The following is a 25,322-nucleotide window of genomic DNA, read 5'->3' as shown; positions in this document are numbered from 1 at the left end:
CTTTCGGGTCTTCGACGGCTCCGCGAACGGCGCAGGTCAGCCGTGTCGCAGCCGGTGCGCGCTCAGGGCGAGGGCGAGCTCCACCAGATCGGTGGGGCGGGTGAGGCTGCGGCCGGTGAGCTGTTCGCAGCGGCGCAGGCGATTGAGGACGGTGTTGCGGTGGCAGTAGAGGCGGGCCGCGGCGCGCTGGGCCGAGCCGTCGCAGTCCAGCCAGACGTCCAGGGTGTCGAGCAGCAGCGTCCGGTCGGCGGGCGGCAGGGCGAGCAGGGGCCCGAGGACCTGGTCGGCGAGGAGTCCGCCGAGCACCGGGGCCGCCGCGACGAGGGCCGCGGGCAGCTCCTCGTCGAGGAGCACGGTGCCGCCGGCCGCCGGGCAGATGCGCAGCGCGGTCTCGGCGAGCCGCCGGGCGCCGCCGACCGCGGCGAGCCCGTCGACGGCCGGACTGACGCCGATCCGCGCCCCGGCCGGACAACCGCCCGACGCGCCCAGCGCCTCCGCCAGCCGGGCGGGCGTGAGGTCACCGAGGTGGACGATCCCGCGCGCGGCGCCGGGCCCCGGCTGCCACACGGCCCGCACCCCGGCCGGGGTGCGCGGCGGCGCGGTGCCCCGGCCGTCCGCGACGAGCACCACCGCGTACCGGCCGCGCTCGGGCAGGCCGAGTGCGGCGGCGACGTCGGGCAGGTCGGCGATGCGGGTGGCGCCGTCGAGGAGCGCGGCGGCCATCAGGCGACGCCGGTTCTCGCGTCGCCAGGTCAGCTCGCGCTCCGCGTCCCGGTAGGCCTCGGCGACACAGGTGCAGTGCTCGTCGACGAAGTTCCAGACGTCGGAGGCGAGGTGGACGAGGAGGTGGGCGTCCTCGGGGTGGCGCAGGGTCACCTCGTCGACGAGCGCCTGCCAGACCAGGGCGCCGCCGAGCCGGAAGGCGTGCAGCACGGCGTCGAGCGGCAGGCCGCGGGCCGCCCGTTCGGCACCGATCCGCGCCGAGCAGGCCCGGGCGGCGGCGCGGGCGGGTCCGGGGTCGAGCAGCGAGCCGACGCTGTGCCGCAGCGATCTGCGCACCTCGTCCCGTACGTCGCCGGGATCGGCGTCGATCGCGGCGCGGTAGGCCGGCTCCTGCTCGTACAGCTCGGCCATCAACCGGTCGGCGAGCACGGGGAGTTGACTCCGCAGCGGTGACGCGGCACGGCGCAGCACGGCGACCGCCGCGGACCCGGCGGGGGCGCCGGCGGCACGGGGACGGGGGCGGGGACGTGCCAGGTGGGCGGGCATCACGGTCCTCCACGGGTCGGCTCGCGCCGGGGCACGACGGACCCGCCCCGGAGCCCGAAGAATGGCATACCGTCTGGTCGGTCTCCAGCCTTCGGACGAAGCCGTGCTCAGCCCGTTACCGCCCGGTCGGGGTCAGGAGGGCGCCGTGGCCCGCTCCGCGCGGTCCACCAGGCGGGCCAGTTCGGTCCGGGAGCGGACACCGAGCTGGGCGAAGACGTTGCGCAGGTGGTGGTCGACGGTGCGCGGGCTCACCGACAGGCGGCGGGCCACCTCGCGATTGGTGTCGCCCTCGGCGACGCAGCGGGCGATCCGCAGCTGCTGCGGTGTCAACTCCGCCAGTCTGCCCGGGGGTTCGGCCTGCCCTGGGGCCTCGCCGGTGGCCCGCAGTTCGGCCGCCGTCTGCGCGGCCCAGACCGTGGCGCCGCACCGCTCGAAGGCGACCAGGGCGTCGCGCAGCAGTGCCCTGGCCCTGGCCGGTCTGCGGGAGCGGCGCAGCCACTTGCCGTACAGGGCGGCGGTGCGGGCCCGCTCGTAGTCGCCGCCCGCCCGGTCGTGGCGGGCCAGGGCCTCGGCGTAGCGGGCGTCGGCGCCGGCCGGGTCGCCGGTGGCGGACAGGGCCTGGCAGCGGGCCAGTTGGGCCGGGGCCTGCGGGTCGTGGCCGCGCTCGGCCCAGGCCGTGAACTCGGTGACGGCGGTGCGGGCCGCGCCGGGTTCGCCCGCGAGGACGACGGCCTCCACGAAGTCCGGTACGGCGAGCAGGCGGACGGCGAAGTGGCCGCGGCCCGGGCCGGGGCGGACGAGCGGGCCGAGCCGGGACGCGGCCTCCGGTGCCCGGCCGCGGGCCAGGTCGGCGCGGGCGAGGGCCCACTCGGCGAGGGTCGCGGCCTGGGCGAGGCCGTGCCGGGCGGCGACATCCTGGGCGGCGCGGGCGTGCCGGGCGACGGTGTCGGCGGCGCAGTCCAGGGAGGCGACGAGGGCGAGGACGGCGTGCAGGTGGGCGAGGACGTTGCGCTGCCCTGTGTCGTGCGCGCAGCGCAGCCCCTCCTCGGCGTGGGCCCGGGCGCGGGCGTGGCGGCCCGAGCGCAGTTCCGCGTAGGCGAGGAGTTCCAGGGCCCGGGGCGGTTCGGGCCCCGCGTCGTGGGCGCGGGCGGCGGCCAGGGCGCGGCTGCCCAGCCGGCAGGCGGCGTCCACGTCCCCGCCGACGAGGGCGGCGGCGCCGGCCCGCAGCAGCGCGTCGGGACGCCCTTCCCCGGCAGCCCGCTCGACCACCCTGGCCAGCGCCGCCCGCCCGGCCCCGAACCGGTCCCCGAGGGCGGCGGACATGCCGAGCCGGTAGTCCCGGACGTCCCGGACGTCATGGACGTCATGGACTTCGCGGCCTGGATCGTCGGACGCGGCCGGGACCCGGTGCGGCCCGCCGGGTGTGCCGGGTACGCCCACCGCCTCCAGGTACGCCGGCGCGTCGCCCAGCGCCCAGGACGCCTCCGCCGCCGCGAGGCGGGCGTCGAGGGCCGGGCCGGGTCCGCGGGGGTCCTGCGCGCACAGCCGGGCCGCCAGGAGGAGGGACTCGCGGGCGTCGGCGACCGGGCCGTCGCGCAGGGCGAGCAGGCCGTGCACCAGTGCGGCCCGGCCCCGCACCGGGCCGGGCGCCGCCGACTCGGCGGCCCGGTCGAGGAGTTCCCGCGCCCGGCGCGGCCGGCCCGCGCGCCGGGCCTGGTCCGCGGCGGCGACGAGCCGGTCGGCGCGGACGCCCGGGTCCACGGCGAGTGCCGCCGCATGGGCCAGTACCGCGGCCCGCTCGCCGTGCGAGGCACACCCCGGCTCCCGTGCGCAGGCGGCCAGTTCGTCCCCGGCGGCCGCGTCGGGACAGGGCAGGGCGAGCGCCCGGTGCAGCAGCGTCGCCGGCCGCGGCCGCTCCCCCGCGGCGGCCGCGGCCAGCAGCCGGTGCGCGGCCCTGCGGCGGGCGGGCGGCACCGCCTCGTACAGGTCACGGCGGTCCGGCAGCCGCAGGCGCCCGTCAGGACCACGCCGCAGCCCCGCCCGCTCGGCCGCGTCCAGGGCGTCCGCGCCGAGCCCCGCCGCCGTCGCGGCCCGCAGCACGAGCCCCGCGTCGACGCCCGGCCCCTCGGGGTCGGTCTCGTACGCGGCGGCGGCCAGCAACAGGACGAATCTCCCGGTCACTCACGTCACGCTAGGCCCGAACCGCCCGGTGCACAGCGCCTGTTGGGCGAGTCGCCCAACAGGCGCCACGACACGTTGTGCCGGCGCACAGGACGTCAGGACGTGTGCGGGCAGTTGCCCCGGTACTCGGCGATGGTCGGGCTCGCGCTCGGCAGCGGGCAGAGGAACTGCTCGTACCGGGTGTCGTCGTCGATGAAGCGCTTCAGCCACGAAATGCTGTACTTCGCGATCGTGGTGTCGGAGGAGTTCGGGGTGAAGTGCGTGGCCCCGCGCAGCTCCAGGTACGCCTTGTCGAGCGAGCTCGGCAGGCTCCCGTAGAACGGTTCGGAGTGCGTGGCCACCGGCGCGACGGTGTCGCCGTCGGCGCCCACCACGAGCGTCGGCGTCTGGATCTCGGGCCAGCTCTTGTCCAGGTTCCAGCCGGTGAGCGGGATCGCGGCCTGGAGCGACGGCCGGCTCTTGGCGGCTTCGAGGGTGCCGCCGCCGCCCATGGAGTGCCCCATGACACCGAGCCGTCCGGTGTCGATACGGCCGCGCACCGAGCTCTGCTGCGTCAAGTAGTCCAGTGCGGCGAGGAGTTGACGGCCGCGGCTGTCGGGCTGGTCGAGCGTGGTGTTGGTGTCGATGGTGAAGACGACGAAGCCCTGCGAGGCCAGGCGCGGGCCGAGCCAGGCGATGGACGACTGGTACGCCGTGTAGCCGGGCGAGATCGCGACGGCGCCGAACGTGCCGTCGGCGGTCGACGTCGGGTAGTAGATCGTGCCGCCGCCGAAGCCGGAGACGCTCAGGGAGGACACGGTGGTCTGCGAGACCGCGTAGGAGCCGCGCGCCGCCTCGATGCTCGACACCGTCGGGGCCGGGCCCCGTTCGTAGGGGTTGTCGGCGGCCTGGGCGGTGAGGGTCTGCGAGGCGACGATACCGCCGACGGCGAGGAGGGCGGCAAGTCCCGTGCGGATCAGGCGGGTTCGGGTGCGCATCTTCTGCACGATGCGGGTTCCTCTCGGACGGGGCGGGCGCCCGTCCCGGGAGCGCCGCCGCTGTCGTGGACAGCGGCCACACTCCCGTGGGGCACGCCCCACCCGCATCGGCGAAATCACCGGTCACGTGCGACGACCGGGCACCGGCCCGCAACGGCGGCGACGCGCCTACCTGACCGGGTGCCCGGCCTCCCGCAGCGCACCCTTGACCTCGCCGATCCGCAGGTCACCGAAGTGGAAGACGGAAGCCGCGAGCACCGCGTCCGCCCCCGCCCCGACGGCCGGAGCGAAGTGCTCGAGGCGCCCCGCGCCACCCGACGCGATCACCGGGACGGACACGTGCTTGCGGACGGCCTCGATCATCTCGATGTCGTAGCCGTCCTTCGTCCCGTCCGCGTCCATCGAGTTGAGCAGGATCTCCCCGGCCCCCAACTCGGCGGCCCGGTGCGCCCATTCGACGGCGTCGATCCCGGCGGACCGGCGCCCGCCGTGCGTCGTCACCTCGAACGACCCGGACTCGGTGCGCCGCGCGTCCACCGACAGGACGAGCACCTGGCGGCCGAACCGCTCGGCGATCTCCCGGATGAGGTCGGGCCGGGCGATGGCGGCCGTGTTCACGCCCACCTTGTCCGCCCCGGCGCGCAGCAGCCTGTCCACGTCCTCGGCGGTGCGCACACCGCCGCCCACGGTGAGCGGGATGAAGACCTGCTCGGCGGTCCTGCGCACCACGTCGTACGTGGTCTCGCGGTTGCCGGACGACGCGGTGATGTCGAGGAACGTCAGCTCGTCCGCGCCCTCGGCGTCGTACACCTTCGCCATCTCGACGGGGTCGCCCGCGTCGCGCAGGTTCTGGAAGTTGACGCCCTTGACGACGCGGCCGTTGTCGACGTCGAGGCAGGGGATGACTCGTACGGCGAGGCTCATGACGCGCTCCCACCCTCTCCTCGGCGGTACGCCTCGACCTCGACCTCGACGACCAGCGACGGGTCGACGAAGCCGGAGACGATGAGCATGGACGCGGCGGGGCGGACGGCGTCGAACAGCTCCTTGTGAGCACGTCCGACCTCGTCCACGTCCCGCGCGTGCGTGAGGTACATCCGGGTACGGACGACGTCCTCGCGCCCGAGCTCCAGACCGGCGAGCGCGTCCAGGGCGACCCCGAACGCGTTCACCGCCTGCTCGTACGGGCCGCCCTCGGCGATGACGCCGTTGACGACGGAGGTGCAGCCGGAGACCAGGACCAGCCCGTTCGGCAGCTCGACGGCGCGCGCGTAGCCGAAGGCGTCCTCCCACGGCGCACCGGACTGCACACGGCGTACGGCGTCACTCATGACGAGACCGCCGCAAGCGCCTCTTCCAGCGTGAACGCCTTGGCGTACAGCGCCTTGCCGACGATGGAGCCCTCGACGCCCAGCGGCACGAGCTCGGCGATGGCGCGCAGGTCGTCCAGGGAGGAGACGCCGCCGGACGCGACGACCGGGCGGTCGGTGGCCGCGCAGACGTTCTTCAGGAGCTCCAGGTTCGGGCCCTGCAGCGTGCCGTCCTTGGCGATGTCGGTGACGACGTAGCGGGCGCAGCCCTCGGCGTTGAGGCGCTCCAGGGTCTCGTAGAGGTCGCCGCCGTCGCGGGTCCAGCCGCGACCGCGCAGCGTGGTCCCGCGGACGTCCAGGCCGACCGCGATCTTGTCGCCGTGCTCGGCGATGACCTTGGCGACCCACTCGGGGGTCTCCAGGGCGGCGGTGCCGAGGTTGACGCGGGTGCAGCCGGTGGCGAGGGCGGCGGCCAGCGTGTCGTCGTCGCGGATGCCGCCGGACAGCTCGACCTTGATGTCCATGGCCTGGCTGACCTCGCGGATCAGCGCGCGGTTGTCACCGGTGCCGAACGCGGCGTCCAGGTCGACCAGGTGCAGCCACTCGGCGCCGGAGTTCTGCCAGGCGAGGGCGGCCTCCAGCGGGGAGCCGTAGGAGGTCTCGGAGCCGGACTCGCCATGGACGAGGCGGACCGCCTGGCCGTCGCGGACGTCGACGGCGGGCAGCAGTTCAAGCTTGTTCACGGTGCTCTCGGCGGTCATCAGAGGGTTCCGATCCAATTCTTCAGCAGCTGTGCTCCGGCGTCGCCGGACTTCTCGGGGTGGAACTGCGTCGCCCAGAGTGCGCCGTTCTCGACGGCGGCGACGAACGGCTCGCCGTGCGTGGCCCAGGTGACCTTCGGGGCGCGGATGTGCGGGTTGTGCACTTCCAGTTCCCAGCGCCGGACGGCGTACGAGTGCACGAAGTAGTAGCGCTCGTCGGCGTCGAGGCCGGCGAACAGCCGGCTGTCCTGCGGTGCGCGCACCGTGTTCCAGCCCATGTGCGGGACGACGTCGGCCTCCAGCGGCTCGACGGTGCCCGGCCACTCGTCGAGGCCTTCCGCCTCGACGCCGTGCTCGATGCCGCGTGCGAACAGGATCTGCATGCCGACGCAGATGCCCATCACCGGACGGCCGCCGGCGAGCCGGCGGCCGACGATCCAGTCGCCGCGGGCCTCGGTGAGGCCCTTCATGCAGGCGGCGAAGGCGCCGACACCGGGGACGAGCAGCCCTTCGGCGTTCATCGCCTTGTCGTAGTCCCGGGTGATCTCGACGTCTGCGCCGGCCCGGGCCAGGGCGCGCTCGGCGGAGCGCACGTTCCCGAAGCCGTAGTCGAAGACGACGACCTTCTTGCTGACAGCGGAACTCATGGTCAGCTCCAGTAGTCGAGCCGCAGCACGCCCGCGATCAGGCACATGCCCGCGGCGATCGACAGCAGCGTGATGAGGCTCTTGCCCATGCCCTGCTTGACGAACGAGTAGACGCCGCCGAGCAGGAACAGGCCGAGGACGATGAGGACGGTCGCGAGGCCGTTCATGGCTAGAGGGCACCCTTCGTGGAGGGGAGGATGCCGGCGGCGCGCGGGTCGCGCTCGGAGGCGTAGCGCAGGGCGCGGGCGAGGGCCTTGAACTGGCACTCCACGATGTGGTGGGCGTTGCGCCCGTACGGGACGTGGACGTGCAGGGCGATCTGGGCCTGCGCGACGAACGACTCCAGGATGTGCCGGGTCATCGTCGTGTCGTACTCGCCGATCATCGGCGCCATGTTCTCGGGCTCGGTGTGCACGAGGTACGGGCGGCCGGAGAGGTCGACGGTCACCTGGGCGAGCGATTCGTCCAGCGGGACGGTGCAGTTGCCGAAGCGGTAGATGCCGACCTTGTCGCCGAGCGCCTGCTTGAAGGCGGCGCCGAGGGCGAGGGCGGTGTCCTCGATGGTGTGGTGCGAGTCGATGTGCAGGTCGCCCTCGGTCTTGACCGTCAGGTCGAAGAGGCCGTGGCGGCCGAGCTGGTCGAGCATGTGGTCGTAGAAGCCGACCCCGGTCGACACGTCGACCTTGCCCCGTCCGTCGAGATCGATCTCGACGAGGACGGAGGTCTCCTTCGTCACGCGCTCGATACGTCCTACGCGGCTCATGCGCCGTACTCCTTTTTCACTTCGCGGGCCGCGTCCAGGAACGCGTCGTTCTCTTCGGGGGTGCCGACGGACACCCGCAGGCGTCCGGGCACTCCGTTGTCGCGGATGAGGACTCCGCGATCGAGGATGAACTGCCAGACAGCATGGGGATCTTGGAAAACACCGAACTGGATGAAGTTGGCGTCGGCGACGGTCACGTCGAAGCCGAGCGCCGCCAGCTCCGCGACCACCCGGTCGCGTTCGGCCTTCAGCTGCTCGACGTACTGGAGCAGCGTGTCGGTGTACTCCAGGGCGGCGAGCGCCGTCGCCTGGTTCACGGCCGACAGGTGGTAGGGCAGCCGCACCAGCTGGACCGCGTCGACCACGGCCGGGTCGGCGGCGAGGTAGCCGAGCCGCAGTCCGGCCGCGCCGAACGCCTTGGACATCGTCCGGGAGACGATGAGGTTCGGCCGGCCCTCGATCAGCGGCAGCAGCGACGCGCCGTGGCTGAACTCGGTGTACGCCTCGTCGACGATCACGACCGCGTCGCGGCCCGCCGCCTCGTACAGCGCGAGGACGTCCTCGGCCGCCACCGCGTTGCCCGTGGGGTTGTTCGGGCTCGTGATGAAGACGACGTGCGGCCTGTGGGTGCGGATCGCCTCGACGGCCGCGGGCACGTCGAGGGAGAAGTCGGCGCGCCGGGGGGCGCTGATCCAGCCGGTGTTGGTGCCGCGGGCGAGCAGCGGGTGCATCGAGTACGAGGGCTCGAAGCCGAGGGCCGTGCGGCCCGGTCCGCCGAACGCCTGGAGGAGCTGCTGGAGCACCTCGTTCGACCCGTTCGCCGCCCAGACCTGGTCGCGGGTGACCTTGTGGCCGGTCGTCCGGGTGAGGTACCTGGCGAGTTCGGTGCGCAGCTCCACCGCGTCCCGGTCCGGGTAGCGGTTGAGGTCGCGGGCCGCGGCGGCGACCCGCTCGGCGATCCGCGCGACGAGGGGCTCGGGCAGCGGGTACGGGTTCTCGTTCGTGTTCAGCCGGACGGCCACGTCCAACTGCGGTGCGCCGTACGGGGACTTGCCGCGCAGCTCGTCCCGTACGGGAAGGTCGTCGATGCCGGTCACTTGGTGTTCGGTACCTTCCAGTCGAAGCGGGCCTTGACGGCGGCCCCGTGCGCGGGCAGGTCCTCGGCGTCGGCGAGCGTCACCACGGTGGCGGCGACGTCGGCGAGGGCGTCCTTCGTGTAGTCGACGATGTGGATGCCGCGCAGGAAGGACTGGACGGACAGGCCGGACGAGTGGCAGGCGCAGCCGCCGGTCGGCAGCACGTGGTTGGACCCGGCCGCGTAGTCGCCGAGGGAGACCGGCGCCCAGGGGCCGACGAAGATCGCGCCGGCGTTCCGGACGCGCTGGGCCAGGGCCGCGGCGTCGGCGGTCTGGATCTCCAGGTGCTCGGCGCCGTACGCGTCGACGACCTTGAGGCCGTCGTCGATCGAGTCGACGAGGACGATCGCGGACTGCTTGCCCGTGAGCGCGGGCACGATCCGGTCCTCGACGTGCTTGGTGGCGGCGACCTGCGGCGCCAGCTCCTTCTCGACCGCCGCGGCCAGCTCGGCCGAGTCGGTGACGAGGACGGCGGCGGCCATCGGGTCGTGCTCGGCCTGGCTGATCAGGTCCGACGCGACGTGCACCGGGTCCGCGGTGTCGTCCGCGAGGACCGCGATCTCGGTGGGGCCCGCCTCGGCGTCGATGCCGATGAGGCCCGTGAAGTAGCGCTTGGCGGCGGCCACCCAGATGTTGCCGGGGCCGGTCACCATGTTCGCCGCGGGGCAGGACTCGGTGCCGTACGCGTACATCGCGACGGCCTGGGCGCCGCCCACCGCGTACACCTCGTCGACGCCGAGCAGGGCGCAGGCGGCGAGGATCGTCGGGTGCGGCAGGCCGCCGAACTCCTTCTGCGGCGGCGACGCGAGCGCGACGGAGCCGACGCCCGCCTCCTGGGCCGGCACGGCGTTCATGATCACGGACGACGGGTAGACGGACCGGCCGCCGGGCGCGTACAGACCGACGCGCTCGACCGGCACCCACTTCTCGGTGACCGTGCCACCGGGCACGACCTGCGTGGTGTGGCCGGTACGGCGCTGCTCGCGGTGGACGATCCTGGCCCGGCGGATGGACTCCTCCAGGGCCGCGCGCACGGCGGGGTCGAGACCGGCGAGGGCCTTGTCCAGCTCCTCGGCGGGCACCCGGACGTGCTCCAGGCGTACGCCGTCGAACTTCTCCCCGTACTCGATCAGCGCCGCGTCGCCACGATGATGCACGTCCTCGCAGATCGGACGCACCTTCTCCAGGGCGGCCGAGACGTCGAAGTCGGCTCGGGGCAGCAGCGAGCGCAGGGCCTGGCCCTCGGGGAGGGCGGCGCCGCGCAGATCGATTCGAGAGATCACGCACCAATTCTCTCAGACGCCGGTTTGCCGCCGGGCGCCCGTATCAATGGCTGATACACACCCTGATTCGGCCGTTGTTCCGGCCCCGGAAGATGACCTTCACCACTAGCGTTCAGACGGTCACCGAGCGGGCATGAACGGTTGTACGAAACCCACGAGTAGCAGGTGACGGCGGGACCGGTGGGTCGTACGGGTTACGGGGAGGCAGGGCAGTCGTGGTCGACGGGACGACGACCGGCAGCGCGAACGGGGACGTGCCGGACGGACTGACCGCAGCGGAAGCCGGAATGTGGCAGGCGTTCCGGAACGGGAGCGTCTACAACCTGCGGGCCGGGGACACCGCGGTGGACGACCCGCACGGCGGGCATCCCTGGGGCCCCGAGCGCAGCGTCCGGGCGAGAGTCGTGGCGTGGCTGCTGCTGGACGGCCCGCCGGCCCTGAGCGGCCGGGTGTCGTCGCTCAAGCTCCAGGGCGTGCAGATCACCGACGTGCTCGACCTCGCGGGCGGCACGATCGTCCCGTACGTGGAGTTGAAGGGCTGCCGCTTCGAGAAGGAGGTGCTGCTCCCGGAGGCGCACTTCACGACGGTGCGGCTCGTGGACTGTTCGGTGCCACGCCTGGAGGCCGCCCGGGTCCACACCGAGGGCGATCTGCACCTCCCCCGCTGCCGCTTCCACAACGGCGTCCGGCTCACCGACGCCCACATCGGCACGGACCTGCTGCTCAACCAGGCGGTGGTGTTCCGGGACCGGCGCGGCAAGTCGATCATGGCGGACGGGATGTCGGTCGGGCAGGACCTCCAGGCCGAGATGCTGGAGACGCACGGCGAGCTGAGCCTGCGCGGCGCCACGGTGGGCGTCTCCCTGTCGCTGCGCGGCAGCCGGCTGAGCAACACGCACGGGCGCCGCGCCCTGAACGCCCCGCAGATGACGGTCGAGCGCACGCTCTACCTGACCCCGGCCGGGCTCGGCGACCCCCGCCAGACCAGCGGCTCCACGCCCGCGCGCGGCACCCGCGTGCAGCGTTTCGAGTGCGTGGGCGGGGTGCGGCTCGACGACGGGCGGTTCGGCGACGCGATCGACCTGGACTCGGCGCGCTTCACGCTGGAGAACGACCAGGAGGTGTCGCTGCGCCGGGTGCAGACCCCGGAGCTGCGCTTCCTCGGGGAGCGGCCGCAGCGCGGGCTGATGGTGCTGTCCGGCGCGAAGGTCGTCAACCTCGTCGACCGGTCGACGAGCTGGCCGGTGGCCGGCCAGTTCCGGGTCAGCGGCTTCCAGTACGAGAACCTGATCCCGGTCGGCTCCTTCCCCCTCACCCGGCGGCTGAACTGGCTGGCCGACGCGACCCCGGAGTACCGGCCCGAGCCGTACGAGCAGCTCGCCACGATCCTGCGCAACAGCGGGGAGGACGCCGACGCCCGCGAGGTGCTCCTCGCCAAGCAGCGGCGCCGCCGCGAGACGCTGCCGCTGGCGGCGAAGGTGTGGGGCTACATCCAGGACTGGACGGTCGCGTACGGGTACCGGCCGGGCCGGGCCGCGGTCTGGATGGCCGTGCTCTGGGGGATCAGCACGGTCGCTTTCGGCCACGCCGACCATCCGCCGCTCAAGCCCGGCGAGGGCCCGCACTGGGACTCGGCCCTCTTCGCCCTCGACCTCCTCCTCCCCGTGATCGACCTCGGCCAGTCGGGCAGCTGGCAGCTCCGGGGCGGCTGGCAGTGGCTGGCGGCGGTCCTGGTCCTCCTGGGCTGGATCCTCGCGACCACGGTGGCGGCGGGCGCGACACGCTTGCTCCGCAGGGGGTAGCGGACCGGTTCGGTCGCCCAAACCGTTACCACCCCGTAAGCAACCATCGGCCCGTTCCGACCGTCCCCCCCAGCGCAACCATCGGAACGGCACGAGGAGGGCGCGGTCATGCCGCTGCTGCGCGCCCTCGTCCGTACCGCGCGGATGATCCGGCACACCGGGCCCCTGGCCGACGGCCTCACCCCGGACGACGAGATCCTGCTCGACGCCCCGGACGACCGCCTCGCCCCGGCCCTGGTCGCCGCGGGCGCCGGCGACCCCGGCCCCGCCGCCAAGGTCCTCGCCCACACCCGGGAGGCCGCGGAGTGGGAGAACCGGGACCGCTACGTGCAGCGCCTCGCCGCGTTCGCCGCCGCCCGCCCCGAGTGGTTCACGGCCTGGCAGCACACGACCCCGCACGACCCCGACCTGCTCCTGGTCAAGGCGGAGCTCGCCGTCACCCGCGCCTTCGCCTCCCCGGCCCGCGCCGAACTCCTGCGCGACGTCACCCCGCTGGTCCTGGCCGCCGCCGACGCCGACCCCGGCGACCCGGTCCCGTGGCGCGTCGCCCTCGACCACGCCCGCGGCACGAACGCCCCGCACACCGTCTTCGAGGACGTCTGGGCGCAGGCGGTGCGCCGCTCCCCGCACCACTACGGCTGCCACGTCTCGGCCCTCCAGTACCTGTCGGCGGCCTGGTACGGCTCGCACGCGGAGTGCTTCGACTTCGCCGAGCGCGCCGCCCAGGACGCCCTGCCCGGCTCCCTCCTCCAGGCCCTCCCGGTCCGCGCGGCCTTCGCGTACCTGACCGGCGGCGCCCCCCGGGGCGTCCCCCGCGCCCGCCTGGACGCCGCCGCCGACCTCGCCGCCGAGCTCTCCGCGACGTACGCCGGCAGCGACCCCTGGCCCGCCGAGGTGCGCAACCTGCTGATCTGCGTCCTCGTCGAGCTGGAGCGCTGGCCGGACGCCCTGGCCCAGCTGCGCCTGGTCGGCCCGTACGCGACGTCGTTCCCCTGGGACCGCCTCGTGGACGACCCGCTGGCCCGGTTCCTGGAGCTGCGCGGCCAGGTGCGGCTGGAAGTCGCGGCCACCCTGCCGCTGCTCGGCGGACCAGGCGGCTCCGGCGCCCATTACGCTTGACCGTCGTGACCACCGTCCGACTTCCGCTCTTCCCGCTCAACTCGGTGCTGTTCCCGGGACTCGTGCTTCCGCTGAACGTCTTCGAGGAGCGTTATCGCGCCATGATGCGCGATCTGCTGAAGACCCCGCCTTCCGGTCCTTCCGGCCCCGAGAACCCCGACGCCGACCCGGCCGTCTCCGACGAGCCCCGCCAGTTCGTCGTCGTCGCCATCCGCGACGGCCACGAGGTCGCGCCGAGCGCCGCCGGGCTGCCCGACGACGTCACGACCCGGGAGGCCGGCAGCGGCCCGGCCGCCGGTTTCGGGGACGACCCCATCGCGTCGTTCCACGCGGTCGGCTGCATCGCGGACGCGGCGACGATCCGGGAGCGCGCCGACGGCAGCTTCGAGGTCCTCGCCACCGGCACCCAGCGGGTGAAGCTGCACTCGGTCGACGCGTCGGGCGCGTACCTGACGGCCGAGGTCGAGGAGCTGCCGGAGGACGACGGCGACGAGGCCGGCGCCCTGGCGGAGGGCGTGCTGCGCGCGTTCCGCTCGTACCAGAAGCGGCTGGCGGGAGCCCGTGAGCGCTCGCTGACGACCGGCGCGGAGCTGCCGGACGAGCCGTCCGTGGTGTCGTACCTGGTGGCGGCCGCCGCGGTCCTCGACGTACCGACGAAGCAGCGGCTGCTCCAGGCCCCGGACGTGGCGTCGCGGCTGCGGGACGAGCTGACGCTGCTGCGCGCCGAGACGGCGATCATCCGGCACCTCCCGTCGCTGCCCGCGACGGACCTGACCAGACAGGCGACCAGCCTCAACTGACTTAAGGACCAGGCACGTTGGCGAAGAAGGCCAAGAAGCAGCAGCAGTCCGGCGGCACTCCCGCGACGGTGGCCCTGACCACCGCGGGGACGACCTTCACGGTCCACTCCTACGAGCACGACCCCGCACACCCCTCGTACGGCGACGAGGCCGCGGAGGCCATGGGCGTCTCCCCCGACCGGGTCTTCAAGACGCTCGTCGCGGACGTCGACGGGCAACTGACGGTCGCCGTCGTCCCGGTGGCCGGCCAGCTCGACCTCAAGGCGCTCGCCGCGGCGGTCGGCGGCAAGCGGGCCGCGATGGCGGACCCGGCCCTGGCCGAGCGCACGACCGGGTACGTGCGGGGCGGCATCTCCCCGCTCGGACAGCGCAAGAAGCTCCGTACCGTCATCGACGACACGGCGCGGCGCCACGACACGATCTGTGTCTCCGCCGGACGCCGCGGCCTGGAGGTCGAGCTGGCACCGGGCGATCTGGCGGCGCTCACCGAGGCCGTGCTCGCTCCCGTCGGACGCGCCTGACCTCTCGACGAACCCCCGCCCTTCGGCTAAGCACCAAGGACATGTCGAAGAAGACGCGCAAGCGCAAGTGGCGGATCAAGAAGGGCAAGGCCAACCACGGCCGCAGGCCCGCCTGACGAACAGCGCCGGCATGCTCGCGCACGGCGGCCTCCACGGCCGCCGTGCCCATGACCCCTGCCCCTGAACGCCCTTGACATCACTTCGGCGTTGGCGCAGTGTCACCCACGAACATCGGACATCCCACGTCCTACCTACTGCGACCAGGAGACCACCGCCATGCCTCTCCGCGCCCCGCTCCCCGCCCCGTTCCGCGGCGTCGTCCCGCCGCTGGTCACGCCGCTCACGCCGGAGGGCGAGGTGGATGTCGCGTCGGTGCGGCGGCTGGCCGAGCACCTGGTCGGGGCCGGGGTGCACGGCCTGTTCGTGCTGGGCTCCAGCGGGGAGGCCGCGTACCTCACGGACGCGCAGCGCCGGACCGCGCTGGAAGCGGCGGTGGACGCGGCGGCCGGCCGGGTCCCGGTGCTCGCGGGCGTCATCGAGACGACCACGGCCCGCGTCCTGGACCGGGCGAAGGACGCGCTGAAGGCGGGCGCGGACGCACTGGTGGCGACCGCGCCGTTCTACACGCGCACGCACCCCGTCGAGATCGCCGACCACTTCAGGCGGCTGCGCGCGGGCGCCGACCTGCCCCTGTTCGCGTACGACATCCCGGTCTCGGTGCACAGCAAGCTCAGCCGTGACACGGTCCTCGCGCTGGCCGCCGACGGCACGCTCGCCGGCCTCAAGGACTCCAGCGGCGACGAGGGCTCCCTGCGCCGGCTGCTCGCCCCGCTGCGCGCGGCGGCCCCGGCCTTCTCGGTCCTCACCGGCTCCGAGCTCACGGTGGACGGCGCGCTGCTGGCGGGCGTCGACGGCGTCGTGCCGGGGCTCGGCAACGTCGACGCCCACGGCTACGTACGTCTCTACGAGGCCGCGCGCGCGGGCGACTGGGACACGGCCCGCGCCGAGCAGGACCGCCTGGCCGCGCTGTTCGGGCTCGTGGACGCGGGCGACCCGGCCCGGATGGGCGGCTCCTCGTCGGCGCTCGGCGCGTTCAAGGCGGCGGTCCACCTCCAAGGCGTCATCGACTGCCCGGCGACCGCCGCGCCCCAGGTCCCGCTGGGCGAGACCGAGTTCGCGCACGTACGCCGCCACCTGACCGAGGCCGGCCTGCTGTGACGGCGGCCGCGCCCCGGGCTCATCCGGCGGGCGGCGCCGCCTCCGGGTGCCGCGGGGCGTAGTACCCGGCGTACGGGTCGGGGTCGCGCGGGCCGAACAGCCCGGTGAGCCCCAGGTGCACCACCATCGCGGCGAGCGGCCACGCGAGCAGCGCCCCCTTGGCCTTCAGCTCCAGGGGGGCGTCGAACACCACGCCCTTGCCGAGCGACTTGGCATGGGCGGCGACGTCCTGGGTGGGCCCGAGCCAGATCCCGAACCGCCAGGCGAGGACCCCGCCGAGCAGTCCGCCCAGGGCGAGGGCCACGACGAGCGGGATCCCGCCGCGCTTGCGCCACAGGAAGACGGCGGCCCCGGTCACGGCGCCGAACGCGAGTCCCAGCAGCGTGAACGTGCCGTCGATGCCGATGGCCTGTTCGCCCTCGGTGTCCTTGAGGTAGACCGCGGTGCTGTCCGAGACGAGCGGCACCCGGGGTGCCAGCCACAGCCACAGCGCGCCGAGCACGAGGCCGACGAGCGCGACCCCGACGGTGACGACGGCCGCTTCGCGCAGCTCGGTCCGCAGTCCGGGCCCCTCGTCCTCCTGCGCGGCGGCCGGAGCGGGCGGCAGATGCCCGGTCATCGGGTCGGGGGCCTGCCACGGGTCACTGTGCCCGTTGTCGTTCGGGGGCTGATGAGGCGGCGGCGTCAACGGTGCGGTCACCCTGACATCGTGCCAGGCGTCCGAGTCGGGCGCGTCACCGGACGGCTGCCCGGCGGTACGCCCAGGTCGCGACGGCCAGGGAGGCGACCCCGACCCCGGCGCAGACGCCCAGGTCGAGCAGGACGGTGGCCCAGTCGGGATGGTCGCCGAAGGTCCGCGCGAACGCCTCGACGCCGTACGTGGAGGGCAGCAGATCACGCGCGTACTGCACGAACTCCGGCATCCGGTCGGCCGGCAGCACCCCGAGGAGCAGCGCCGCCGACATGCCCAACTGGCCCAGCAGCGTGGCCAGTTCGGGCCGTGGCGCGAGCAGGCCGAGCGCCGCCCCCAGCCCGGAGAGCGCGGCCCCGGCGAGCGGGATCACGGCGGCGAGCACCCACAGGTGGGTGAGCGGCAGGTCGAACATGGCGCAGCCGACGACCGCGGTGACCACGGTCCCCGGCACGGTGAAGGAGGCGTAGGCGCCCGCGGCGCCGAGCACCACGGACGCGGGTGGCACCGGCAGCGTCGCGTAGTGGTCGAGTCCGCCGGCGGCCCGCAGCTGGCCGAAGTACTGGGCGAGCAGGTTGAGCGCGACGAACGCGACGACGAGGACCGCGGACCCGGCGACGACGGCCTGCGCCTCGCGGCCGCCCTGGTCGACGACGCCGCGCATCAGGATCATGATCCCGATGGACTGGAAGGTGGCGACGAAGAGCAGCGGGATGCGGGCGACCCGGGCCCGGGAGAGCTGGGCGCGGTAGACGGCACCGAGCGACGGCAGGAACTTCGCGCGGGGCGCGAGCCCGTCGTCGTGGGCGTCCTCCGGCACGGCCTCCACGGGACGCTCACGGAGCGCCTCAGCCGATACGACACTCATGCCTTCACCAGGCCCTTCACGCCGCTGCGGCTGCCGCCGAGCGCCAGGTACACGTCTTCCAGGCTCGGCGTCGCGAGCGTGAAGTCGTCCAGGAAGTCGAAGGCCGGGCCGCCGGTGACGGCGGCGACGGCGCTGCGGGCCTCGTCCGGGGCGAGCCGCAGCGACCAGCGCCGGCCGGACTCGACGGCGCGCTCCCGCAGCCGCGCGACCTCGCTCAGCTCCATCGGCGCCTTCTCCCGCCACACCAGCTCGACCCGCACCTCACCGGCGACCCGTTCCTTGAGCCCGGCCGGGGAGTCGCAGGCGATGACCCGGCCCTGGTCGAGGACGGCGACCCGGTCGAGCACGGTCTCGGCCTCGATGACGTTGTGGGTGACGAGCAGCACGGTCGCGCCGCGCTCGGCCCGGCGCCGGTCCACGGCCGCCCACACGGCCCGCCGTGCGACGGGGTCCATCCCGGTGGTCGGCTCGTCGAGCACGAGCAGGGGCCGCCGGCCGACCAGGGCGGCGGCGAAGCAGGCGAGCCGCCGTTGTCCGCCGGAGAGCTTCTTCAGGGGCCGGGCGGCGAGCGCGGTGAGCCCGAGCTCCTCCAGCACGTCGTCGCGCTCGGCCCTGGCGTCCTTGAGGCTGAGCCCGCGCAGCCGTCCGGTCGTCTCGGCGGCGAGGGACACGGTGAGCTCGTCGAGGGCGGTCGACTCCTGGCCGAGGTAGGCGAGGATCCGCGCGGCCCGCTCCGGGTACCGCACGATGTCGTGCCCGAGGATCTCCACGCTGCCGCTGTCCGGCCGCATCAGCCCGGTGAGCTGGCGCACGAGGGTGGACTTGCCCGCCCCGTTCGGCCCGAGCAGCCCGAAGATCTCTCCGCGCCGGATGTCGAGCCGCACGTCGTCGGTGGCCCGCACCGCGGGCGTCCCGGGTGCCCCACGCCGCCCGCGCGCGGCGGGATACGTCTTGCTCAGACCCCGTACGGCGCACACGACAGCGTCCCCTTTATGCTGCGGGGCGACTTCACCGGTGCGCGTACTCACGAGGAACGAGGGTACGGGGTCAAGGCCCGCACATCGCGCCCGGGTAGGGCAAAAGGCGCCCGAAGGAGCGCGGGGCCGGGTCCCCGGCGGTTCCGCCGCGGGGCGCGACCAGCCACGACGCACCACCTGGCAGACGCTCACCCACAACCGGTCACCCGTCCCCCGCGGCAGCGTGCTCCGCGGAGGTCCGCACGTCGATCTCCCGCCAGAACCCGGCCCGGATCGCATAGCGGTCGTGCTCGTCGATCTGGTCGTCCTTGTGGGCGAGCAGTCCGAACCGCGCGGCGTAGCGGAGCAACTCCCCGTCGATCCGGTGCGGCACCCGCGGATACATCGTGGCCAGTTTCGGCAGCAGTGCCTGATCGGCGAGCCGCTCCATCCACCGCCGGGCGAACACCTGCCCCACCTCGTAGGGGTCGCCGCCGACCGTGGTGATGTCCTCCTCGCGGTCGGCCCACCGCTGCTCGGCCGTGGTGAGCTGCGCGAGCGTCGGCAGGGACGCCGCCTCCGCGGGCTCCGCACCGCCTCCCGGCCGCTCGACCCAGCCCTTGTCGGACGACCAGCGCAGCGTCGCGTTCGTGGGGTGCTGGGCGGCCTGTGCGCCGGGGGCACGCAGGGCGGCGAGGTCCTTGGGCGTGGGCACGCCCTTGCCCGGTCCTGACCGGTCCTCCCCGTCGCTGCCGGTGCGGGCGGCGGGCGCGTGCTGCACGGCGGGCGTGTCGTCGGTGTCCTCCGCGGGGGGCCGGCCCGCCGCGGCGAGCGCCGACTCGGGCAGCGGCGCGGAGAGGATCGCGGCGATCTCGGGGCGCGGGGCGGGCGGCGGCGCGCAGATCCCGCCGAGCTCCTTGGCGCGGACGGCCTTGGTGATCCAGGTCCGGTCGAGCACCCGCCGCTCGTCGGCCTCGGCGACGAGGTCCTCGGACTGGTTGTAGTCGCCGTCGGCGGCCTGCACGGCCCAGAGGTGGACGGCGACGCCGTGCTCCTTGGCGGCCATCATGCCGGGGAGGAGGTCGCCGTCCCCGGTCACCAGGACCACGTCCGAGCAGGCCCGGTTGCGGGCCAGCTCCGTCAGCTCGGCGTGCATGGCCGCGTCGACGCCCTTCTGGGCCCAGCGTCCGTCGCTGCGGGTCAGGGCGCCCAGCCGGACGGTGACCCGGGGCATGACGCGCAGCCTGCGGTGCTCGGGCTGCGGGACCCGGTCGGGCGCGCCGTCGAACCAGTAGATCCGCAGGAGCTGCCGCTCGGTCTCGGACTCGGCGCGCTCGCGCAGTCCCTGGATGAGGGCGGTGTGGTCGACATGGATGCGGGAGCGGGAGGGCTCGCCCGCGAGGAGGCTCGCGGCGGCCCCCAGCAGATACCCGGCATCCACCAGGACGATGCAACGGTCCACGCGATCCACCCTCTTTCGCCGACACGCCCGTGCGTTCGCTTCGGGTTTCCTTCGAGTCTGCCCGACCGCGCGGGGGTTAACGGCCCGAACTCGATCTTCGGCGTGGCGGATGCGGTGAAGGCCGGGCCCCTGCGCCCCGGGACCCCTTGTCACGCACGGTAATTCTCTGACATGCGACCTTTGTCGTCATATGTGAATCTGAAGCCGGCCCTGGCCCCTAGATCCCCCGCAGGAGGCAGATCACCATGGCCAAGAACCGCAAGCAGAATCGCAACCAGCAGAAGACCGCCGCGCAGTCCCAGGAGCAGCAGGCCCGGTCGTCCGCGATGGAGTCCGAGATGAAGTCGGCCGTCGAAGCGAACCCGGGGGACGTGGCCCGGAAGCACCGTGAGCGTCGCTTCGGCCACAACTGACGTACGCCGCACGGCACGCGGCACACAGCGAGGGGCGCACCCGGTCATCCGGGTGCGCCCCTCGCTCGTCGTCGGTGCCGGTCAGCCCGCCAGACAGGACGGGCCGAGCAACACCTTCAGGTCACCGAAGAGCGCCGGGTCGGGCTTCACCCGGTGCCGGTCGAGGCGCAGCACCGTGGTCTTGCGGGGGCCCTGGAGCTTGATCCGGACCTCGCTGTCGCCCCGGTGGTGGCTGAGGATCTCGCCGAGGCGGCTGACCATCGGCGGGGTCACCTTCAGGGCGGGGATGGTGAGGATCACCGGTGCGTTGGTGCCCGCGTTCGACAGATCGGGGACCTGCATCTCCATGGCGACCAGGCGCGGCACGTCCTCCCGCTTGTCGAGCCGGCCCTTGACGAACACCACGGCGTCCTCGACGAGTTGGGTCGACACCAGCTGGTACGTCGCCGGGAAGAACATGCACTCGATGGAGCCGGCGAGGTCCTCGACGGTCGCGATCGCCCAGGCATTGCCCTGCTTGGTCATCTTGCGCTGCAGGCCCGAGATGATGCCGCCGACGGTGACGACGGCGCCGTCGGAGAAGTCGCCGCCGGTCAGCTGGCCGATGCCCGCGTCCGCCTTGTCGGACAGCACGTGCTCCAGACCGAACAGCGGGTGGTCGGAGACGTACAGGCCGAGCATCTCGCGCTCCTGGGCGAGCAGGTACGTCTTGTCCCACTCGTCGGTGGAGAACTCGACGTCGAGCCCGAAGCCCGGCTCGTCGGTGGCGCCCTCGTCGCCCATCCCGCCGAAGAGGTCGAACTGGCCCTCGGCCTCCTTGCGCTTGACCGCGACCACGTTGTCGATCATCGGCTCGTACTGCGCGGTGAGGCCCTTGCGGGTGTGCCCCATCTCGTCGAACGCGCCGGCCTTGATGAGGGACTCGGTCGTCCTCTTGTTGCACGCGGCCGCCTCGACCTTGTCGAGGTAGTCGGGGAACGAGGCGTACTTCCCCTTGGCCTTGCGCGAGCGGATGATCGAGTCGACCACGTTCGTGCCGACGTTGCGGACTGCCTCCAGGCCGAACAGGATCACGTCGTCGCCCTGGGCGGCGAAGTTGTGCACCGACTCGTTCACGTTCGGCGGGAGCACCTTGATGCCCATGCGCCGGCACTCGTTCAGATAGACGGCGGACTTGTCCTTGTCGTCCTTCACGGACGTGAGCAGCGCGGCCATGTACTCGGCCGGGTAGTTGGCCTTCAGGTACGCGGTCCAGTAGGTGACCAGGCCGTACGCGGAGGAGTGCGCCTTGTTGAACGCGTAGCCGGCGAAGGGCACCAGGACGTCCCACAGGGCCTGGATCGCCGCGTCGGAGTAGCCGTTCTTCTTGGCGCCCTCCTGGAACAGGACGAAGTTCTTCGCCAGCTCCTCGGGCTTCTTCTTGCCCATCACGCGGCGCAGGATGTCGGCCTCGCCGAGCGAGTACCCGGCGATGATCTGGGCGGCCTTCTGCACCTGCTCCTGGTACACGATGAGGCCGTAGGTGAGGCCCAGCGTCTCCTTCAGGGGCTCTTCGAGCTCCGGGTGGATCGGCGTGATCTCCTGGCGGCCGTTCTTGCGCTCCGCGTAGTTCGTGTGCGAGTTCATGCCCATCGGGCCCGGCCGGTACAGGGCCGAGACGGCGGAAATGTCCTCGAAGTTGTCGGGCTGCATCTGGCGCAGCAGCGAACGCATCGGGCCGCCGTCGAACTGGAACACGCCGAGCGTGTCACCGCGGCAGAGCAGTTCGAAGGTCTTCGGGTCGTCCAGCGGGAGCGAGAGCATCTCCAGCTCGACGCCCTTGTTGGACTTCACCATCTTGACGGCGTCGTCCATGATCGTCAGGTTGCGCAGGCCGAGGAAGTCCATCTTCAGCAGGCCGAGCGACTCGCACTGCGGGTAGTCCCACTGCGTGATGGTCACGCCGTCCGTGTGGCGCACCCAGATCGGGGCGTGGTCGACGATCGGCTCGCTGGACATGATGACGCCGGCGGCGTGCACGCCCATCTGCCGGACCAGGCCCTCGACGCCCTTGGCGGTGTCGATGACCTTCTTGACGTCCGGCTCGTTCTCGTACATCCCCCGGATCTCGCCCGCCTCGCTGTAGCGCGGGTGCTTGGGGTCGGTGATGCCGGAGAGGTCGATGCCCTTGCCGAGGACGTCGGCGGGCATCGCCTTGGTGAGGCGGTCGCCCATCGCGTACGGGTAGCCGAGCACGCGCGCGGAGTCCTTGATCGCGTTCTTCGCCTTGATCTTGCCGTACGTGCCGATCATGGCGACCTTGTCGGCGCCGTACTTCTCGGTCACGTACCTGATCACCTCGACGCGCCTGCGCTCGTCGAAGTCGATGTCGACGTCGGGCATGGAGACGCGCTCGGGGTTGAGGAACCGCTCGAAGATCAGGCCGTGCGTGATCGGGTCGAGGTCGGTGATGCCCATGGCGTACGCGACGATCGAGCCGGCCGCGGAGCCACGGCCGGGGCCCACCGCGATGCCGTTGTTCTTCGCCCACATGATGAAGTCGGCGACGACCAGGAAGTACCCCGGGAACCCCATCTGGATGATGATGTCCATCTCGTACTCGGCCTGCTTCTGGCGGTCCTCGGGGACGCCGCCCGGGTAGCGGCGGTCCATGCCGACCCGGACCTCCTCCTGGAACCAGGTGACCTCGGTGAAGCCGTCCGGGATCTCGAACTTCGGCATGAGGTCGCGCTTCTCGAACATGCCGGTCGTGTCGATCTGCTCGGCCACCAGGAGCGTGTTGCGGCAGCCCTCCTGCCAGGCGTCCGAGGAATCGACGGCGTACATCTCGTCGGTCGACTTCAGGTAGTAGCCCGTCCCGTCGAACCGGAAGCGGTCCGGGTCGGAGAGGTTCTTGCCGGTCTGGATGCACAGCAGGGCGTCGTGCGCGACCGACTCGTGCGCGTACGTGTAGTGCGAGTCGTTCGTCACCAGCGGCGGGATGCCGAGCTTCTTGCCGACCTCCAGGAGACCGTCGCGCACCCGGCGCTCGATCTCGATGCCGTGGTCCATCAGCTCCAGGAAGTACCGGTCCTTGCCGAAGATGTCCTGGTAGTCGGAGGCGGCCTGGAGGGCCTCGTCGAACTGGCCGAGGCGCAGTCGCGTCTGCAGCTCACCGGAGGGGCAGCCGGTGGAGGCGATCAGGCCCTCGCTCCACTGGGAGATCGTCTCCTTGTCCATGCGCGGCCACTTCTGCAGCCAGCCCTCGGCGTACGCGTCCGAGGACAGCTTGAAGAGGTTGTGCAGTCCCGTCTTGTTCGCCGCCCAGATCGTCTTGTGGGTGTAACCACCGGAACCGGAGACGTCGTCGCGCTTCTGGTGCGGCTGGCCCCACTGGATCTTCCGCTTGTTGCGCCGGGACTCCGGGGCGACGTACGCCTCGATGCCGATGATCGGCGTGACGCCCGCCTTCTGCGCGGAGTGGAAGAAGTCGTACGCCCCGTGGAGGTTGCCGTGGTCGGACATCGCGATGTGCGACATGCCCATCTCGTTGCACGCGTTGAACATGTCCTTCAGCCGCGCGGCACCGTCCAGCAGCGAGTACTGGGTGTGGACGTGCAGGTGCGTGAAGGGCGGCTTTGACACGGTGAGGGCCTCCATTGGCAAACGCGCGGCGACAGGTCGGGGACAGCTTGGAAGTCTACGACCGGTGACTGACAACCCGCGGGCACTCCGGAGTACGGTCGGGCGTTGGACAGGGCAGAACACCTGTCTTGCGTGTCGCACATCTCACGCACCATTTGCACCAGGAGGCACCGAGCGATGTCGGACCAGCAGCCCACCGCTGAGCAGCGCGGCGAGCAGATCCTCGCCGTCTTCGGCACCGCGTTCGGCGAGCTGCTCGCCGCCGACCCCGCCGCGTTCCGGGTGAAGTTCCGCAAGATGGCGTCGTCGGCCTTCGCCTTCTACCGCGGCACGGCGTGCCTCTTCTACCACGACGTCGAGCGCGAGCAGCACGGTGGCCCGTACCTGGACGACCGCACCAGCCGGGTGTGGATCCACGGCGACCTGCACGCGGAGAACTTCGGCACGTACATGGACTCCACGGGCCGCCTGATCTTCAACGTGAACGACTTCGACGAGGCCTACGTCGGACCGTTCACCTGGGACCTCAAGCGGTTCGCCGCCTCCGTGGCGCTGATCGGCTACTCCAAGGCGCTCAGCGACGACCAGATCACCGACCTGGTGCGCACGTACGCGGCGGCCTACCGCGAGCGCATCCACGCGCTGGCGACGGGCGCGAAGAACGACGAGGTGCCGCCCTTCACGCTGGACACGGCCGAGGGCCCGCTCCTGGACGCGCTGCGCGACGCCCGCTCACTGACCCGTTTCGGACTGCTCGACTCGATGACGGAGATCCGCGACTTCGAGCGCCGCTTCGCGCCGGGCGGCGGCTCCATCGAGCTGGACGCGGCGACGCGCTACAAGGTGCTGGCCGCGTTCGACGGCTATCTGGAGACGCTGCCGGAGTCGTCCCTCGCCCGCCCGGACTCGTACCGGGTGAAGGACGTCGTGGGGCGGCGCGGCATCGGCATCGGGTCGGCCGGCCTCCCCTCGTACAACATCCTGCTGGAGGGCAACAGCGACGCCCTTGAGAACGACGTGGTCATCTACATGAAGCAGGCCCAGACCCCGGCCGTGTCGCGGCACATCACCGACCCGGCGATCCGGGAGTACTTCCAGCACGAGGGCCACCGCACGGTCATCTCGCAGCGCGCGCTGCAGGCGCACGCGGACCCGTGGCTGGGCTGGACCGAGCTGGATGGCTCCGGTCAGCTGGTCGCCGAGGTGTCGCCGTACGCGGTGGACCTGGACTGGGGCGACATCGACGACCCGGAGGAGATCGCGGCGGTCATCGCGGACCTCGGCCGGGCCACGGCGACGATGCACGCGGCGGCGGACGACCTGTCGGGCCAGTCGCTGGTGCCGTTCTCCACGGAGCGCGCCATCGACGCGGCGATCGCCGCCGACGAGGACGGGTTCGCGGGCATCCTGGTCGACTTCGCGCACTCCTACGGGGCACGCGCGCGTGCGGACCACCAGATCTTCGTGGACCTGTTCCGCAACGGCCGGATTCCCGGTCTGTAACGCACAGGCACCCTTTAG

The 25,322-nt window shown here is 72.7% G+C and carries 23 protein-coding genes; 7 read left to right on the top strand and 16 right to left on the bottom strand.

Annotated elements, in window-relative coordinates; all coding sequences use genetic code 11:
* Positions 1–36: 36 nt before the first annotated feature.
* From M4J07_RS01715 to hisD, 11 genes are all read right to left on the bottom strand, one after another.
* Positions 37–1,269, bottom strand: a complete 1,233-nt coding sequence (locus M4J07_RS01715) for a PucR family transcriptional regulator (RefSeq protein WP_255966274.1) — start codon at positions 1,267–1,269, stop codon at positions 37–39.
* Positions 1,270–1,401: 132 nt separating this feature from the next.
* On the bottom strand, positions 1,402–3,450 hold the full coding sequence (locus M4J07_RS47790; RefSeq protein ID WP_308284722.1) for a LuxR C-terminal-related transcriptional regulator: 2,049 nt from the start codon (positions 3,448–3,450) through the stop codon (positions 1,402–1,404).
* Between the two features lie 95 nt (positions 3,451–3,545).
* A complete protein-coding gene (bdeA, locus tag M4J07_RS01705) occupies positions 3,546–4,427 on the bottom strand; it encodes a bis(hydroxyethyl) terephthalate hydrolase (protein WP_255966272.1) in 882 nt (293 codons plus the stop codon).
* A gap of 168 nt (positions 4,428–4,595) precedes the next feature.
* The gene (gene hisF, locus M4J07_RS01700) at positions 4,596–5,351 is read right to left on the bottom strand and encodes an imidazole glycerol phosphate synthase subunit HisF (protein WP_255966270.1); all 756 of its coding nucleotides are present in this window, start codon (positions 5,349–5,351) and stop codon (positions 4,596–4,598) included.
* The gene (locus tag M4J07_RS01695) at positions 5,348–5,758 is read right to left on the bottom strand and encodes a RidA family protein (RefSeq protein ID WP_255966265.1); all 411 of its coding nucleotides are present in this window, start codon (positions 5,756–5,758) and stop codon (positions 5,348–5,350) included. Before M4J07_RS01695 ends, hisF begins: the two co-directional genes overlap by 4 nt.
* The gene (gene priA, locus M4J07_RS01690; protein ID WP_255966408.1) at positions 5,755–6,480 is read right to left on the bottom strand and encodes a bifunctional 1-(5-phosphoribosyl)-5-((5-phosphoribosylamino)methylideneamino)imidazole-4-carboxamide isomerase/phosphoribosylanthranilate isomerase PriA; all 726 of its coding nucleotides are present in this window, start codon (positions 6,478–6,480) and stop codon (positions 5,755–5,757) included. Before priA ends, M4J07_RS01695 begins: the two co-directional genes overlap by 4 nt.
* Before the next feature lie 17 nt (positions 6,481–6,497).
* Entirely contained in the window at positions 6,498–7,145 is a 648-nt protein-coding gene (gene hisH, locus M4J07_RS01685) for an imidazole glycerol phosphate synthase subunit HisH (protein ID WP_255966263.1), read from the bottom strand.
* Positions 7,146–7,147: 2 nt separating this feature from the next.
* A complete protein-coding gene (locus M4J07_RS01680) occupies positions 7,148–7,312 on the bottom strand; it encodes a hypothetical protein (RefSeq protein ID WP_255966253.1) in 165 nt (54 codons plus the stop codon).
* A gap of 2 nt (positions 7,313–7,314) precedes the next feature.
* Entirely contained in the window at positions 7,315–7,908 is a 594-nt protein-coding gene (hisB, locus tag M4J07_RS01675) for an imidazoleglycerol-phosphate dehydratase HisB (RefSeq protein ID WP_255966251.1), read from the bottom strand.
* Positions 7,905–9,005, bottom strand: coding sequence for a histidinol-phosphate transaminase (locus M4J07_RS01670; protein WP_255966248.1), 1,101 nt, complete (start codon positions 9,003–9,005; stop codon positions 7,905–7,907). The genes hisB and M4J07_RS01670 overlap by 4 nt, the downstream gene beginning before the upstream one ends.
* Positions 9,002–10,327, bottom strand: a complete 1,326-nt coding sequence (gene hisD / locus M4J07_RS01665; RefSeq protein ID WP_255966246.1) for a histidinol dehydrogenase — start codon at positions 10,325–10,327, stop codon at positions 9,002–9,004. Before hisD ends, M4J07_RS01670 begins: the two co-directional genes overlap by 4 nt.
* 287 nt (positions 10,328–10,614) lie before the next feature.
* Here hisD and M4J07_RS01660 point away from each other — a divergent pair, with 287 nt between their 5' ends.
* From M4J07_RS01660 to M4J07_RS01640, 5 genes are all read left to right on the top strand, one after another.
* A complete protein-coding gene (locus M4J07_RS01660) occupies positions 10,615–12,129 on the top strand; it encodes an oxidoreductase (protein WP_255966400.1) in 1,515 nt (504 codons plus the stop codon).
* Positions 12,130–12,237: 108 nt separating this feature from the next.
* Positions 12,238–13,248: a hypothetical protein gene (locus M4J07_RS01655; RefSeq protein WP_255966244.1), complete on the top strand. Its 1,011-nt coding sequence runs from the start codon at positions 12,238–12,240 to the stop codon at positions 13,246–13,248.
* A gap of 5 nt (positions 13,249–13,253) precedes the next feature.
* The gene (locus tag M4J07_RS01650; protein WP_255966242.1) at positions 13,254–14,048 is read left to right on the top strand and encodes an LON peptidase substrate-binding domain-containing protein; all 795 of its coding nucleotides are present in this window, start codon (positions 13,254–13,256) and stop codon (positions 14,046–14,048) included.
* Positions 14,049–14,065: 17 nt separating this feature from the next.
* Positions 14,066–14,569 (top strand): Cys-tRNA(Pro) deacylase, encoded by a 504-nt coding sequence (gene ybaK / locus M4J07_RS01645; protein WP_255966240.1) that lies wholly within the window; start codon positions 14,066–14,068, stop codon positions 14,567–14,569.
* 276 nt (positions 14,570–14,845) lie between these two features.
* Complete coding sequence (locus M4J07_RS01640; protein ID WP_255966237.1) at positions 14,846–15,787, top strand: dihydrodipicolinate synthase family protein; 942 nt, start codon at positions 14,846–14,848, stop codon at positions 15,785–15,787.
* A 19-nt stretch (positions 15,788–15,806) separates the two neighbouring features.
* Here M4J07_RS01640 and M4J07_RS01635 read toward each other — a convergent pair whose 3' ends face one another.
* The 4 genes from M4J07_RS01635 to M4J07_RS01620 form a co-directional block, all read right to left on the bottom strand.
* Positions 15,807–16,487, bottom strand: a complete 681-nt coding sequence (locus tag M4J07_RS01635) for a DUF2567 domain-containing protein (protein ID WP_255966235.1) — start codon at positions 16,485–16,487, stop codon at positions 15,807–15,809.
* A 34-nt stretch (positions 16,488–16,521) separates the two neighbouring features.
* Entirely contained in the window at positions 16,522–17,346 is an 825-nt protein-coding gene (locus tag M4J07_RS01630) for an ABC transporter permease (RefSeq protein ID WP_255966233.1), read from the bottom strand.
* Complete coding sequence (locus tag M4J07_RS01625; RefSeq protein WP_255966222.1) at positions 17,343–18,323, bottom strand: ABC transporter ATP-binding protein; 981 nt, start codon at positions 18,321–18,323, stop codon at positions 17,343–17,345. The genes M4J07_RS01630 and M4J07_RS01625 overlap by 4 nt, the downstream gene beginning before the upstream one ends.
* 202 nt (positions 18,324–18,525) lie before the next feature.
* On the bottom strand, positions 18,526–19,764 hold the full coding sequence (locus tag M4J07_RS01620; RefSeq protein ID WP_255966209.1) for an NYN domain-containing protein: 1,239 nt from the start codon (positions 19,762–19,764) through the stop codon (positions 18,526–18,528).
* A 245-nt stretch (positions 19,765–20,009) separates the two neighbouring features.
* Here M4J07_RS01620 and M4J07_RS01615 point away from each other — a divergent pair, with 245 nt between their 5' ends.
* Entirely contained in the window at positions 20,010–20,177 is a 168-nt protein-coding gene (locus M4J07_RS01615) for a hypothetical protein (RefSeq protein ID WP_255966207.1), read from the top strand.
* A gap of 81 nt (positions 20,178–20,258) precedes the next feature.
* Here the strand turns inward: M4J07_RS01615 and dnaE are convergent, their stop codons facing one another.
* Positions 20,259–23,801 carry a DNA polymerase III subunit alpha gene (dnaE, locus tag M4J07_RS01610; RefSeq protein ID WP_255966204.1) on the bottom strand — a complete coding sequence of 1,181 codons (3,543 nt, stop codon included), beginning with the start codon at positions 23,799–23,801 and terminating at the stop codon, positions 20,259–20,261.
* A gap of 177 nt (positions 23,802–23,978) precedes the next feature.
* Here dnaE and M4J07_RS01605 point away from each other — a divergent pair, with 177 nt between their 5' ends.
* Positions 23,979–25,304, top strand: a complete 1,326-nt coding sequence (locus M4J07_RS01605) for a DUF2252 domain-containing protein (RefSeq protein WP_255966202.1) — start codon at positions 23,979–23,981, stop codon at positions 25,302–25,304.
* Positions 25,305–25,322: the final 18 nt, after the last annotated feature.

The organism is Streptomyces longispororuber (assembly GCF_024448165.1).
In the GTDB taxonomy this organism is placed as follows: domain Bacteria; phylum Actinomycetota; class Actinomycetes; order Streptomycetales; family Streptomycetaceae; genus Streptomyces; species Streptomyces longispororuber_A.
The sequence above is the reverse complement of the archived record's forward strand: the minus strand, read 5'-3'. Positions and strand labels throughout refer to the sequence as shown.

Bases quoted from the DNA above. Each gene is read 5' to 3' on its own strand.
- M4J07_RS01715 (WP_255966274.1), bottom strand. From the start codon at position 1,269: ATGCCCGCCCACCTGGCACGTCCCCGCCCCCGTCCCCGTGCCGCCGGC.
- bdeA (WP_255966272.1), bottom strand. From the start codon at position 4,427: ATGCGCACCCGAACCCGCCTGATCCGCACGGGACTTGCCGCCCTCCTC.
- hisF (WP_255966270.1), bottom strand. From the start codon at position 5,351: ATGAGCCTCGCCGTACGAGTCATCCCCTGCCTCGACGTCGACAACGGC.
- M4J07_RS01695 (WP_255966265.1), bottom strand. From the start codon at position 5,758: ATGAGTGACGCCGTACGCCGTGTGCAGTCCGGTGCGCCGTGGGAGGAC.
- hisH (WP_255966263.1), bottom strand. From the start codon at position 7,145: ATGAGTTCCGCTGTCAGCAAGAAGGTCGTCGTCTTCGACTACGGCTTC.
- M4J07_RS01680 (WP_255966253.1), bottom strand. From the start codon at position 7,312: ATGAACGGCCTCGCGACCGTCCTCATCGTCCTCGGCCTGTTCCTGCTC.
- hisB (WP_255966251.1), bottom strand. From the start codon at position 7,908: ATGAGCCGCGTAGGACGTATCGAGCGCGTGACGAAGGAGACCTCCGTC.
- M4J07_RS01660 (WP_255966400.1), top strand. From the start codon at position 10,615: ATGTGGCAGGCGTTCCGGAACGGGAGCGTCTACAACCTGCGGGCCGGG.
- M4J07_RS01655 (WP_255966244.1), top strand. From the start codon at position 12,238: ATGCCGCTGCTGCGCGCCCTCGTCCGTACCGCGCGGATGATCCGGCAC.
- M4J07_RS01640 (WP_255966237.1), top strand. From the start codon at position 14,846: ATGCCTCTCCGCGCCCCGCTCCCCGCCCCGTTCCGCGGCGTCGTCCCG.
- M4J07_RS01630 (WP_255966233.1), bottom strand. From the start codon at position 17,346: ATGAGTGTCGTATCGGCTGAGGCGCTCCGTGAGCGTCCCGTGGAGGCC.
- M4J07_RS01615 (WP_255966207.1), top strand. From the start codon at position 20,010: ATGGCCAAGAACCGCAAGCAGAATCGCAACCAGCAGAAGACCGCCGCG.
- M4J07_RS01605 (WP_255966202.1), top strand. From the start codon at position 23,979: ATGTCGGACCAGCAGCCCACCGCTGAGCAGCGCGGCGAGCAGATCCTC.